A 12,896-nucleotide genomic window follows, 5' to 3' on the forward strand; every position below is an offset into this window, starting at 1 on the left:
CGAAAGGCGTAAGCCCGGTTCGGGGAGGGGCGGACAGAAAAGTGCTTATTGTAACTCGCTGGTCGCCTACTCTACTTCGTAATTTTTCACGAAGATAAAACCGTTGTCCAAAGATGCCGAGAAATCATCTCGGAATGGTTAATTGGTATAGGACTTGAATTAAAACCTGAAAAAACCCGGTTAACTCACACATTCAATTCTGAATTAAGTGAGGATGGCAAAGCAGGATTTGATTTCCTAGGTCATCATATTCAACAATATCCCGCCGGGAAATACCGAAGCAATAAAACTGCCGAAGGTATGATACTAGGATTTAATACACTCATCACCCCATCCGCGAAGGCGAGTAAGGCTCATCAAGAGGAAATCGGAAGAATCATCACAAAACACGGGTCTACGCCGCAATCAGCACTAATCAAAGACCTTAACCCTGTAATAAGGGGATGGACTTCTTACTATCGAAACTCCGACGCTAAAACCGTTGGAGAATTATCAAAACAAGATTACCTCACATACCTGAAACTTCGACGATGGGCAAAACGCCGTTGTGGAAATACCAATGATGGTCACATCAAGTACTGGACTTCCATAGACGACGATAACTGGGTATTCGCAACAAGAATTGGGGAAGCGAACCCCCTGAGGTTACTTAAACATAGTGAGATGAGTTGCAGTAGCACTGACTATGTGAAAGTTAAAGGCGATAAAAGCCCCTACGATGGCGACACAGTTTACTGGAGTTCAAGACTAGGGACACAGCCTGAAATGCCTAATCGTAAGGCTAAGTTGCTTAAACAACAAAAGGGTAAATGTCCCTGGTGTGGATTAAGCTTCCAAAACTGGGATGTCATTGAAGAAGACCACAAAATCCCCAAAGCTCTGGGCGGTAAGGATGAATACAAAAACCTTCAATTATTACATCGACATTGCCATGACGAAAAAACCGCACTTGACCTGAAAGAAATTAAGAAGAAAAATCATTTAAAATTCCTGAAGAAATTATCTCAATTTTGGGAGAGATTTGAATGGGATTGGATAAATGATATTCCAAATTTCATAAGGCAAAAGGTTAGGAAGTCCGACGTGACAAATGGATAACATACTGAGTAGCCGTGTGCCGTGAAAATGGCAAGCACGGTTTCGGATGGGAGGGGTGCTACAGTAATGTACACCTCGACCCTACCTCAGTCACAGTTGGCGCATTTGAAGGCGACAAAACCAAAGTACGCGTTACCAGATATTGCCAACAGTTTTGTCTTGGTTGGCAGCAAGGACGAGTCATCAGGCAACCAACTAGCGCAATTCGATTACATTGAAAATCCGGATAGCTTTGTGCTCTCTATTCGCACTCCCTACGCGTTAGAGGAAAGATTGGGCGGTGATTACATCCGGATTGATGGATTGAATTTCAAGCATGGCTTCCACGAAATCGTTGAATCCATTTCAGAGCGATGTTATCAAGTAAAAACCAAAGATGGAACCGAAAAGTGGGCTATTGGTTACAACGCGGTCACGCTCCGATTCTACTGGCAAGATAATTGTTGGTACGTTGCTGCCACGACAGATATCAACCTACCAGAAATTACATCCGAATATCTATCTGGCTATGTTGGCATTGACTTAAATGCGGACTCCATTGGATGGGCTGTGTGTGACACCCAAGGTAACTTGCTTGAATATGGCGACTACAAGTTGGATTTACATTCTAAAACATCCAATCAAAGAGCAGCGATTTTTAGCGATGCAGCCACCTTTATCGCATTAAAAGCAAAACAATATAACTTTCCAGTTGCATCTGAGAAATTGGATTTTTCCGAAAAGAAGAAACAAATTAAAGAGAAAGGAAAAAAATCTGCCAGAATGCTTTCATCATTTGCTTATTCCCAATGGCACGAAGCTTTAGATAGTGCTTGCTCAAAATACGGGATTTATCATAAGAAAGTAAATCCTGCCTTTAGCAGTACGATCGCTATGCTCAAGTTCATGTCCATGTATGGCATGAATTCTGCTTCTGCTGCTGCCTTCGTTATTGCACGTCATGGCAGAAGATTTTCAGAAAGACTTCCAAAACTTCATCACTTACTTCATTCCAAGTCCGCCTATCCTATTGGAAAGCACGTTTGGTCGCAGTGGAGTAGGGTCTCTAGGAGCGTCAAAGGCACTCCTAGGCACAAATATTTTACATCCCGCTTTAACAGAGCACGAAAGGTTACGCCTTTTTGTCAACTGACTTGCTTTGTAGGTCAGCATGGACAATTGGTCAATCCAATACAGTTGGAGCTTTTCGAGGTTGGTGCAATCCCAACGGGGAATGATACAGTAACCGTTGCTGTATCTAGGTCTAGAAAACCTCGTAAACGTAGTCAATCTACGCATATGCAGATTTCTCTAGATTTTAATTAGCGGTATTATTCATATTAGTTTCTTTGCAATAAATGCCGTATGGTTTAGCGGTAAATTGTACTCACCATAATTTGGCATTGTTTGAACTTCAAAGCCCACACGATTAAGTTTTTCTGTGACTTCTACAGTCTCATATAATTGCTGGCGGTGTACTTCATCATCCCGTCGGTAGTGTTCTCCTACCTTGCGAAATGTGATAATCTGACGAGTTAATATTCTTTGCTCTCGATCTTCTTCTTTTTCAACCAGTACAATCCAATCTTTGCCTTCGGTAAAGTTTTTAGTTGTGGTTTCTTGTGTAACTTGTCCTGGTTCTGCAATATCAAAGATGAAGACACCTCCAGGCTTTAACGCATTATAGATGCGACTAAAAAGATGAACCAGCATTTTGCGATCGCTGTTTGCCTCGAACTGATAATTCAGGCATTCACCAATGGAAGTTACAGCATGACACGGTGGAATTTCAGTTTGAAATAGCGAACCAACTTGAAATTTTGCCTCCGGAACTCTTGTTCGTGCAATATCAATCATTGATTCAGAAATATCAACTCCAAAAACCTGATAATTAGCTTTTACAAACTCTTGTGCAGATAATCCGCTTCCGCAACCCAAGTCTACGATTAACCCTTCCTTAATGTTGTTTTGTTTTAAAATTTCTAATATTCCAGGAGCAGATTTTAGAGCATAATCACTGAAACCAACATCGTGAATAAATGCAAGGTCTTCTTTGTACCACATCTTACAAGAAATCCTTAAAATAGTAATTCACCGCGCAAAACCGTGACTGCTTGTCCAGCTAAATAAACGCGATCGCCTCCGTCATACCGAACCTTTAATATTCCACCACGACTCGATGCCTGATATGCCAAAAACTCATTTTTTCCCAAGCGATCGCGCCAAAAAGGAGCAAGACAGCAATGGGCTGCACCAGTCACGGGGTCTTCATTAATTCCCAAACTAGGTGCAAAAAAGCGAGAAACAAAATCAAACTCTGAATCTGAATTTGTTGAACTAGTCACAATAATATCAGCAGCAGGTAAAGTTTTCAGTAATTCAAAATTGGGCTGCATTTGTCTGACTAACTCTTCAGACTCTACCTCTACTAAATAACCCAAAGAATTTTGCAAAACTGTTTTTAAAGGAACACCCAAAGCCTCTCCTAACGCTGAAGGAGCAGTGGTCTGTTCAGAATAATTTACAGGAAAATCAAGTTCAATCCAACTGCCCAACTTCTTAGCAATCAATAGCCCACTTTTCGTATGAAAACGAGCAATTTCATCCGGTAATAAATGAGCCTCCGACCAAAGGACATGAGAACTTGCTAAAGTTGCATGACCGCACAATGGAACTTCTGTTGTAGGCGTAAACCAACGTAGATAAAAACCATCCTCTTGCCTAACCAAAAATGCCGTTTCAGATAAATTCATTTCCTGCGCCACTTTTTGCATCCACTCCTCAGACTGAGGTGCAGGTAAAACGCAGACAGCTGCTGGGTTACCTGCAAAAGGTGTGTTAGTGAATGCATCAACTTGAGTAATTATCTGTCCCATAGTTTTGTCTAACAGCTATAATTTTACACTACGTTTGTAGTCGCGCTTTAGCGCATGTACCCTTACTTTAAAGTTGTATAAAAATTTAACTTAGTCATTATAGCATTTGGTGACATCGACAGTCGTAGGGGCGCAAGGCATTGCGCCCCTACAAATGTTGTAAACCCTTTCATTTTCAGTCACACATACGTACAAATGTACTTAAATGTATCTGCTACAGGCTGCGGTTCCTTAAAAACCTCTATCTAACGGGGTAAGTAGTAAATGCTACTGTTGAATGAGAAAAAACCTTTAACCCTATTGCATACTGAAATCAGTAAACACAGGGTGCCAGTTCTTTATATACAGGGTGTACTTATCTTTCACTACAGGGTGTATTTCGCCTCAAGAAATAAAATATGTATACCTTGTCTTTCACATTGATACCTTTTGACTCATGCTGTGAAACTTACACAGATTCATGAGTCAATTTTTATTATAGCAGGCTTGAAAATTAAGGTGTAGCAATAAATTACAGTGACCAGTGACCAGTAACCAGTGACCAGATTGTAGGTTGGGCAATGCCAACCACATAAGGCTTTTGTGCCGCTTAGCCCAACCTACGGGTGTTTCACACATTAAAGAGGATTGCTGTATTGTGAGTTATAATAATCAGTTAATGTAGTTCTTCACAAGTCCAAAGCAGTAAATTTTTAAGACTGAAATTGAGTCAAGGAGTCAGTTCATTTATTAACAGTGCATAAGGTTGGTTAGCAAGAGGGATGGAAAAACAAATCGTGCAAAATCCATTTCCGGGAATGAATCCATATCTGGAACAGCCAGAGTTGTGGCATCAAGTCCACAACAGATTGATTGTGGCAGTTGCAGATGAAATTACCCCTCAAATTGCTCCAAAATACCGAGTTGCAATTGAAGAGCGGGTTTACACCAGCATTGCAGACTCTTTACTTGTTGGAATTGCTGATGTGGCTGTCTCTTATAAGGGGATAACCGCTCCTGAGACAACACGCATGACTACCAAATTAGCCGAACCGGTCAAAATAAAAGTTCCAATACCAGAACAAGTAACGGAACGATTCTTAGAGGTCAAATTGACCCAAACAGGTGAGGTTGTCTCTATCATAGAAATTCTCTCACCTAAAAATAAACGTTCTAAGGAAGGTCGAGAGGCTTATGAAAGCAAACGGCAGAAAATCCTAAGTTCAGCAACTAGCTTAGTAGAAATTGACCTACTGCGAGGAGGCGAGCCTATGCCAATTTTGGGAAATCCAGGAATAGGCTACCGTATTTTGGTAAGTCGCGGGTATAGTAGACCTGATGCAGACCTTTACGTATTTGGACTGAGAGACTCTATCCCTACATTTCCAGTCCCCTTACGCGAGAAAGATCCTGAGCCAGTGGTGAACTTGCAGAGATTGCTTAACGAGATATACGAACGAGCAAGATTCGATTTAGCGATCGATTATTCTCAACAAGTCAAACCTCCACTTTCAACAGAAGACGCTGTTTGGGTTTCAGAAATTTTAGAACAGGTTTTTAAACACACTCAGCAATAATGCTGCCCCAAACGCTGCTATTGTCCGAACATGGTTCCAGCGCGTCCAGTCAGTCAGATATCTAGCCCATAGATTTGCACCCTCAGTGCTATCTGGTTTGGCGATCGCCAAGGCATTATTCAGTGGCACGTTGAAGGCGATCGTCACCACAACAGTGCCCACAAGATAGAGCAGGCTACCAAGCAGCAAGTAAACAGCACCGGGTTGATGCCACTTTGACAGCGAAGCGATCGCCAGAAACAGGCAAGCCAAAGCCGTTCCAAAGAGCGCCACCATAAACAACGGATTGATTGCCGTGATATTAATCGATTGCATAGCGATAATGCCTTCCCTAGGCTGAAGTCGAGCAAGAGCGCTCATCAGAAAAATGGGTAGAAACCCCGTCCTTTAGCGATAGCGGAGGACGGCTTTACAAATCTTCTAGGCAACAATTAGTCCGTTTGAACGACGGATCAATTTGACTTTGCTAGAAGCTATCTGTCCAAGTCTTTTCCAACTTGCATCGCTGACAGATAATTGTTTTTCAGTGTCGCCACTGACAAAGCCAATCCCTTTTGGGGAGTTAACTAAGTCACCTTTGCGAACGCCGTGGCGAGTTGTAGACCCACCATATTTACGACGCACTCCACCCTTTGCTGGAACCATTAAATGTAACTGGCGACGGGAGTAGGGAGGGCGACGAATAACTTTGAATAGGGAATCTGTTACGACAACGTTACCAAACCATTTACCACCGTCAACTTTTGTGGTGTGGTACTGGCGATATTCGACAAAATGAGTAGCAGCTATACTCACACCATCTACTGCATGAGTAGAAAACTCAGGTTTTGATTTGTTTGTTTTGTTCTTCTCTAATCCAAGATATTTTCTAGTATTAGATGTTTGGTATCCTTCAATTTTGACAACGGGAGCAAATTCCTTTAACTGATGGAGCATCCACTTTTGACCAACCATTACAGGTGAAAATCCTTTCCCGGATTTTGCTTTTTTGCGACCAGAAGTTAGATCCACATCTGCTCTAACATATTCGTACCTGATTTCTGATACTGGGTAAATTTTACAGAGTTCAGAAACTACTCTCAGTTCGAGTTGTCGGTTAGCACGAATTGATGGTGCAAGTTTATTTTGACGGCGATTGTCAAATCTTTTTTGACGATGAGCGCGTTTTGAAAATTCAACTTTGCGGTTGATTCTTCTTCCTCTACGACCACGCCGCATCAATCGTCTTGCGTCCATACGGTCACGTACTGCTTGAAACGGCAGAATTAAGTGAGCCGTGTAAAGTGTGAACTTAGCAGACTGAACACCAATGCCAGAAAACTTTTTACCAGGGTCAATCCCAATAACGATGTCTTGGGTATTGCGTCCAGATGGTTCTACTAATAATTGAACGTAGAATTGTCCAGCATCCGACCAACGTTTTACAGCTTTACCTTTTTCTATCCACTTCCTTGCGCGAGCGCAAGTTGTGGGCATTAATGGTTTTTGTTCTTTATCTACTACAGGTATTCTCAGCATTTTTGGTATAACCCAATTATTTGTTTAAGTCCCTTCCCGCAACACAGTTAAGATGGCTTGGCTTTACCCAACTTCTGAACCAATCAGAATTACAGAGGGCTAAACTAGGGAAGTATTTAGCCGTGTGTACCAAACTGTGTCTCAGCGCGGTATTCACTTCTTACGCCGCCTAAATTGGTTTAAGCAATCCTCGTCCTTATAGGGCGAGGTTAGTGAACACAAAGGTTGAGAAGGCAAAGAAGACTCCAGCCACCAACCCGCAGCCCAAGGCAGTGAGAAGTTGTAACGCAAACAGTAAGTGGTTAACAGTTGTCATAGAACCTCCTACAGATTTTTCCTTAGCAAGGCTAGCGCTTGAAGTGCAGTAGATGTGCCATAGTTCCTCCTGATTCGTCACAAGTTCAGTTTAGGCAAACACTTTGTGCTGGGCTATTTAATTCTTGCGTCAATATCAAAATCTTGCAATTAGTTATGAGATGACAAGGGCAACATTTCCTCTAAAGTGAATACAATCAGAGCGAGTGATTATTGTATGTACTCATCCTTAAATACAAAACAATGTACCTTGTTACTACTTGTAGGAATGAAGGGAGTGGGCAAAACCTTCATTGGTAGTATTTTAGAAAGATATCTAGACGTAAAATTTTTACGAATTGAACCAATATTTCTTGAACTTCTTCAGTTAGAACCAAAATTACAAGGAATTCCTCTTGAGAAACGAGGATTTCAAATGGTACTGGCAAAACTGGATGAGCTAGCACAAAAGCATCCCGTCCTTTGTATTGAATCTACAGGAACTGCTCATACTTTTCCAGATCTTCTAGCAGCCTTACGCCAGGGATTTCACGTATTACTTATTAATATACAAGCTCCTATAGACACCTGCATCCAACGAGTCAGGAGTAGAGATGCGTCAGCCCATATTCCTGTGTCAGAAGATAGATTAAGAGAAATTAACGAGCTTGCATTGTCAGTCAGTCTCCCTTGGGATTTAAAGATTAATAATTCCGAGCTTCAGGATGAGGCTTTCATCGCGCAAGCTGTCAAAGAGCTTTTACAAAATAAATCTGAAAAGCCATAGCAATCCGTGTAATAATTGTGAAACACACGTAATACACGTAGGTTGGGTTGAGGAACGAAACCCAACATCCATCGGAGGAACGAAACCCAACATCCATCGGAGGAACGAAACCCAACATTTATCAGCATTTGTTGGGTTTCGCGCTTCGCTCTACCCCTACGACAATTTCCTCAGCCCTTGCAGTATTGAACTATGGAAAATTCACGCCTAGTTAAAATTAGCAAATACCTTAGCAGACACCTCCGACACCAACCCGATCGCATCGGAATTGAACTTTCTCCTAGTGGCTGGGTTGCAGTCAAGGATCTTTTAGCAGCTTGTAGAAGAAACCGATTTCCTATCAGCCGTGACGAACTCGAAGAAGTGGTTGCAAACAACGATAAACAACGCTTTTCCTTTGATGCTACAGGCACTTTAATTCGTGCTAACCAAGGACACAGCGTAGATATTGATTTACAATTAGAACCTGTTGTTCCTCCAGATGTGCTTTATCACGGTACTGGACACAAAGCTGTAGAGCTAATACTGCAACATGGGTTGTGTAAAATGTCCCGCCATCACGTACATTTATCAAAGGATATTGCCACAGCAGAAACTGTCGGTGCAAGACACGGAAAACCTGTCGTGTTTGTGGTAGATGCAGCAGCAATGCACCACGCAGGCTATACCTTTTATTGTTCCGACAATGGAGTATGGTTGGTAGATAATGTACCACCTCAGTATTTGCGAATGGAGCTAGCGCAAACGAACACCGATTTCCTTACTTAAAACTCGGATGGCTATGACCGGACACAATACTTGTCGGTTAAGCCTAAAAATACGAAAACACGTAGGTTGGGTTGAGGAACGAAACCCAACATGAGTGCAGAGTTTGTTGGGTAACGCTATCGCCTCAACCCAACGAGCGTTAATAAATCTTATTATAAGTCATCACCCGAACATAAAAAAGTTATGGAACTGCAGCCCGTAGCGGATAAATCTGTACTTCATTCAAGTGAGAACTGCTATAGTTCAACTGCATAAGTCGCTCTTGCTGGCATTTAAGTAATAGGGAAAGCTTCCAAACTTAACGCAACGAAAAAATAAGATGATGAAAAAATGCCCAAGATTGGTTTAGCAAAATTTGTTATTCTCACCTTGTTCATACTGTGTCTCTCAGGAAGTTCTTGCTTTCTGAGTCATGCATTTCAAGCCCAAGCTCTGACGATCGCACAAAAACAAACAACGAGTGATTTTCAATCAAGGAGTTCTATAGAAAAACACCCAAAGGTTCTCACGATTCCCCAAGAACCAACCCTTATTGCACAAAAGACCGCCAACTGTGCTCCAGTAGAATCTGGCAAGATACATCGTTTCATCGATGGAATGGATTCGTGTGTAGCACCTATGACGGAACAGGAAATTGGGGAAAATCTTAACGATCCCTTTGCTACAGCGATTCTTCGCAAAGGTATTTTTCCAGACAGTGTTGATGCAATTGTGACTGAAGTTTCCAACTCTGGGTTAAATCTTCAACAAGCCAACTACTTGCTAGGAGAAGGTAGCCAGATTCCAACTACAGTGGCTTCACGAGAAGAACCCCGTAACTTGCGTTATGTCCTGACCTGGGGAACAAGCCCAACAAGCAGTGCTCAGATTTTGCTCAATGCACCACCAGGAAGAGATTCTAGTTTCCTGCAAGTGATTTCATGGAATGCTCAAGCGAAGAAATACAACTTTTATGAATTTCGAGCACAAGTAGGCGAAACCGATAATATTTCAACTAGGGTATGGGTTTGGGCTGGTGACTCACCCATGGCGCACGCACCTCAGACTATGGGGCATGGATGTTTCGACTGTCACCACAATGGCGTGGTGATTATGAAAGAATTGGCATTTCCTTGGAACAATTGGCATTCCCAACGTGCAATAATATCGCCTTTGAACGTACCCCTTGCTGTTGCTCAAGAGCAAATATTTCAGAATCTAAACGGTGCTGAGAATCTGGAGCGAGCCATCAGAAGTGGATTCCAAATTTACTACCAAAATTGGCTGCGCGATCGCATCAAAAACGAAGAAGGAACTATTCGTCTCACTGATGTCAGCGAGATGTTGCGTCATCTCACCACCAATACTACCATCAACTTTGCCTCCACCAATATAGAAAGTAAAGGAGAAAATACCAGTCCAGCTAACAGCGATATATCAGGAATTCCCAATGACTTTTTCCTTTGGGATTCAGCCCTAAAAACAGCACTTAATCTTAATTATACTATTGAGCCTATTAAGTTTAAACGCAATGATTATGACAATTACCTAAAAATTCATAATTTCAAACTGGTTCAATCTGACTTCACAAAACCGGATGGTTCGCCATTATATGAGGAAAATGGTTCCACCTACTTTGCTTTTTTTGTACCCGTACCATCTGCAGAGGATCTCTTCATATTAACCCAGATGCGCTCTGCAAAAATTTTAACTGACAAATTTATTGCTGCACTGCTAATGGTTGATTTCAAAAATCCAGTTTTTTCAGAGAAGCGAACCAGTTTGCAACAATATGCCGAGCAGGTGACAACAGGTACTATCATGAATGGAGTCAGTAGTATACCTGATGAGTTTGCTAACAAAGTCAAAGCTGTAGCCGCCAGTCAACCAGACTGCGATCCAGCCAATCTAGACACCTGTTCTACCGAACAACAATTTCTTTTCACTTGGAATCTACCTGATGACCAGTGGAAAACATCTGTGCAGCAGCGAATTCAGACTTATCTAGACGAAATTAACAATCTTTCTGAATCAGAACGGTTAGATCGACTCATGCGACTTGCTGTTAAACGGCGATCGCAATTTCAATCTTGGCCAACTATCAAAAACCTCCAAGAATTTAGCCTGTTGCTTCCTCAAACCGATCTACCCCAGTAGTGTACAAATTTATCTGCGTCCATCAGCGTTCATCTGCGGTTAATGATTTCTGAACATCACAATAATAGGAGTCAAAAATGCCCAAACTACCTCAATTCGATCCACCAGCAAACCAAAATGATTTCCGCTCTGGTGAAGAAGAAAAAGAAAAAGCCTTCCGCAGTCGTTGGAATAGAAACATCAATCGATATACAGAACAAACATTACAAAATGACCCATGGGATTCTGCAAACCAACCTGCCCTAACCCAATACTACAACCCTCTCAACACAGACATTCCCGAAGGCACAAAGGGAGCAGTTATCAAGTGGACAGCATTTCCAAACAGAATCTTAATTACATTTCCCAATGTAGGACAGCGCACGCAGTGGGAATTTGCAGATGAAGGACCATCAGATCCCAACTATGGTCCCAGAGGACCCCGTGGATGGCAAGATGAGTATTGTGAGTGGAGCGTCACCCGCAACTCCGAGGGGAAGATTACCAAAGTCATGTTTACTTGCGAGAACCGAGAATATTGGTACACCCTTTGGGATATCGATCCAACAACTGTACTTAGGGTGTACCAAGAGTTAGTCGGATCGCAAGTGCAACTTGAAGACCTTTACTTACGAGACGATAATGGAGAACCTCAGATCGATCCGGAAACTGGACGACCAGCTTATGACGATCGCAACAAGTGGAATAGCACAACAACCAATGGAGCAGTTCATTTAGTCAGCAATCCCAATGCTCTGAGTGCTGAGATTTTTCTGGCGGGACAAGCCACAGTTCTGCGACAAAATTCCCAAGGTAACCCCATTACTGATAAAAACCAGCTCATCAACTGTAGTCAGTATGGCACTCCAAACCGTAACAGCGATCCGACCATTGGAGCGTCGGTCAACGCATTGGTACGTGGAACCGGACAACCAGGTTCTGGCGTGAGGATTTCTTTACAGAACCCAGTCGGACTTTATATTCAAGAACCAAGTTTTGACACCTACCAACTTCCCTTAAATGCTCCTGCAAACGCTCAGCCATCTGACTATTGGAAGGTTGTTCGAGGTCGCCGACGGCAAAATGGAGAGGATATGGATTTTATTCTCCATGCAGTGTTCGAGGTACCAGAAGACCAAGGCTTTACCGTAAGCGATATCGCAATTAATGGATTTAATATTGAATTTGGCTCTCAGATTGCACAGACTTTTGACATTGCCTTAGCTGGGTTACCTTTGCCACAAATAACACCACCAGAATCTTTTCAATGTGCGGGTTTTCCAGAGAAGCCGCTACCGCGTCCGTTTCTTTTAAGGGACTTAGAGTTGGTCAATGTAGCAGCTCGTGGTAACCTCAATATGCGAATTGAGCAAGGAACAACGGTAGACAATATCGTGCTAATTGCGTTTAATAGCGATCGCGATGCTACCATTGAGTTGATCGATGCTCCCGGAGTCACAGTCACAAAAGTAGATTTTCAAGACCAAGACGGGGAGCAAATTTTCTTCCTCACAATTACAGCAGCAACCGATGCACCTTTAGGCGATCGTTCCTTGCTTTTGACTAATCCAGATGGTTCTCAAGGTCCAGCGGTGTTCGGCTTATTGGAAGTCGTTCCACCCGGAACCCTTGCTAGGACTACTGAATCAGGAACGCGATCGGCGATCGCAGAAAAATCTCCTGTCACATCGATTCCTATGGTTAAGTTACCAAGAAGGTGATGCAATTTTAAATTTTGGATTTTGGATTAAGAAAGTCTTACTCTGATAATACAACCTCTGCCTTTCTCTCTGTGCTCTCTGCGCCTCTGCGGTTTAAAAGTAATTTATTTAACCGCCCAGACGCAAAGTACACAGAGGTAAGAGGAGAGAGCTATTGATTTCCGAAATGGTACAACAGAAAGCT

General features: G+C 42.4%; 12 protein-coding genes. 7 read left to right on the forward strand and 5 right to left on the reverse strand.

What is annotated here, in order from left to right:
- The first annotated feature begins 300 nt into the window (after positions 1 to 300).
- Positions 301 to 1,098 carry an HNH endonuclease signature motif containing protein gene (locus F7734_RS35225; protein WP_243147257.1) on the forward strand — a complete coding sequence of 266 codons (798 nt, stop codon included), beginning with the start codon at positions 301 to 303 and terminating at the stop codon, positions 1,096 to 1,098.
- A gap of 66 nt (positions 1,099 to 1,164) precedes the next feature.
- Complete coding sequence (locus F7734_RS35230) at positions 1,165 to 2,403, forward strand: hypothetical protein (RefSeq protein ID WP_155749153.1); 1,239 nt, start codon at positions 1,165 to 1,167, stop codon at positions 2,401 to 2,403.
- Positions 2,404 to 2,412: 9 nt separating this feature from the next.
- Here F7734_RS35230 and F7734_RS35235 read toward each other — a convergent pair whose 3' ends face one another.
- Positions 2,413 to 3,141 (reverse strand): class I SAM-dependent methyltransferase, encoded by a 729-nt coding sequence (locus F7734_RS35235; protein ID WP_155749154.1) that lies wholly within the window; start codon positions 3,139 to 3,141, stop codon positions 2,413 to 2,415.
- Between the two features lie 14 nt (positions 3,142 to 3,155).
- Positions 3,156 to 3,953, reverse strand: a complete 798-nt coding sequence (locus tag F7734_RS35240) for a PhzF family phenazine biosynthesis protein (protein WP_155749155.1) — start codon at positions 3,951 to 3,953, stop codon at positions 3,156 to 3,158.
- Between the two features lie 761 nt (positions 3,954 to 4,714).
- Between F7734_RS35240 and F7734_RS35245 the strand changes: the two genes are divergently transcribed.
- Positions 4,715 to 5,509, forward strand: a complete 795-nt coding sequence (locus F7734_RS35245) for a DUF4058 family protein (RefSeq protein WP_155749156.1) — start codon at positions 4,715 to 4,717, stop codon at positions 5,507 to 5,509.
- On the opposite strand, the gene F7734_RS35250 is transcribed toward F7734_RS35245, so the two are convergent.
- The 3 genes from F7734_RS35250 to F7734_RS35260 form a co-directional block, all read right to left on the reverse strand.
- Entirely contained in the window at positions 5,477 to 5,824 is a 348-nt protein-coding gene (locus tag F7734_RS35250) for an anthrone oxygenase family protein (protein WP_243147258.1), read from the reverse strand. The genes F7734_RS35245 and F7734_RS35250 overlap by 33 nt on opposite strands.
- Before the next feature lie 105 nt (positions 5,825 to 5,929).
- Complete coding sequence (locus tag F7734_RS35255) at positions 5,930 to 7,027, reverse strand: RRXRR domain-containing protein (protein WP_155749158.1); 1,098 nt, start codon at positions 7,025 to 7,027, stop codon at positions 5,930 to 5,932.
- 196 nt (positions 7,028 to 7,223) lie between these two features.
- Positions 7,224 to 7,424 (reverse strand): hypothetical protein, encoded by a 201-nt coding sequence (locus F7734_RS35260; protein ID WP_155749159.1) that lies wholly within the window; start codon positions 7,422 to 7,424, stop codon positions 7,224 to 7,226.
- Between the two features lie 135 nt (positions 7,425 to 7,559).
- Between F7734_RS35260 and F7734_RS35265 the strand changes: the two genes are divergently transcribed.
- The 4 genes from F7734_RS35265 to F7734_RS35280 all read left to right on the forward strand — a co-directional run bounded on the left by F7734_RS35265 (position 7,560) and on the right by F7734_RS35280 (position 12,712).
- A complete protein-coding gene (locus F7734_RS35265; protein ID WP_155749160.1) occupies positions 7,560 to 8,108 on the forward strand; it encodes a hypothetical protein in 549 nt (182 codons plus the stop codon).
- A 192-nt stretch (positions 8,109 to 8,300) separates the two neighbouring features.
- Positions 8,301 to 8,876 (forward strand): RNA 2'-phosphotransferase, encoded by a 576-nt coding sequence (locus F7734_RS35270; RefSeq protein ID WP_155749161.1) that lies wholly within the window; start codon positions 8,301 to 8,303, stop codon positions 8,874 to 8,876.
- Between the two features lie 330 nt (positions 8,877 to 9,206).
- Positions 9,207 to 11,012, forward strand: a complete 1,806-nt coding sequence (locus F7734_RS35275; RefSeq protein WP_155749162.1) for a hypothetical protein — start codon at positions 9,207 to 9,209, stop codon at positions 11,010 to 11,012.
- A gap of 77 nt (positions 11,013 to 11,089) precedes the next feature.
- Entirely contained in the window at positions 11,090 to 12,712 is a 1,623-nt protein-coding gene (locus F7734_RS35280; protein ID WP_155749163.1) for a hypothetical protein, read from the forward strand.
- The last annotated feature ends 184 nt before the right edge of the window (positions 12,713 to 12,896 follow it).

Source organism: Scytonema sp. UIC 10036 (assembly GCF_009725235.1).

What these genes read in the sequence shown, in the direction of transcription:
- F7734_RS35240 (WP_155749155.1), bottom strand. Translation starts at nt 3,953, where the DNA reads ATGGGACAGATAATTACTCAAGTTGATGCATTCACTAACACACCTTTT.
- F7734_RS35250 (WP_243147258.1), bottom strand. Translation starts at nt 5,824, where the DNA reads ATGCAATCGATTAATATCACGGCAATCAATCCGTTGTTTATGGTGGCG.
- F7734_RS35235 (WP_155749154.1), bottom strand. Translation starts at nt 3,141, where the DNA reads ATGTGGTACAAAGAAGACCTTGCATTTATTCACGATGTTGGTTTCAGT.
- F7734_RS35265 (WP_155749160.1), top strand. Translation starts at nt 7,560, where the DNA reads ATGTACTCATCCTTAAATACAAAACAATGTACCTTGTTACTACTTGTA.
- F7734_RS35230 (WP_155749153.1), top strand. Translation starts at nt 1,165, where the DNA reads ATGTACACCTCGACCCTACCTCAGTCACAGTTGGCGCATTTGAAGGCG.
- F7734_RS35275 (WP_155749162.1), top strand. Translation starts at nt 9,207, where the DNA reads ATGCCCAAGATTGGTTTAGCAAAATTTGTTATTCTCACCTTGTTCATA.
- F7734_RS35255 (WP_155749158.1), bottom strand. Translation starts at nt 7,027, where the DNA reads ATGCTGAGAATACCTGTAGTAGATAAAGAACAAAAACCATTAATGCCC.
- F7734_RS35245 (WP_155749156.1), top strand. Translation starts at nt 4,715, where the DNA reads ATGGAAAAACAAATCGTGCAAAATCCATTTCCGGGAATGAATCCATAT.
- F7734_RS35270 (WP_155749161.1), top strand. Translation starts at nt 8,301, where the DNA reads ATGGAAAATTCACGCCTAGTTAAAATTAGCAAATACCTTAGCAGACAC.
- F7734_RS35280 (WP_155749163.1), top strand. Translation starts at nt 11,090, where the DNA reads ATGCCCAAACTACCTCAATTCGATCCACCAGCAAACCAAAATGATTTC.
- F7734_RS35225 (WP_243147257.1), top strand. Translation starts at nt 301, where the DNA reads ATGATACTAGGATTTAATACACTCATCACCCCATCCGCGAAGGCGAGT.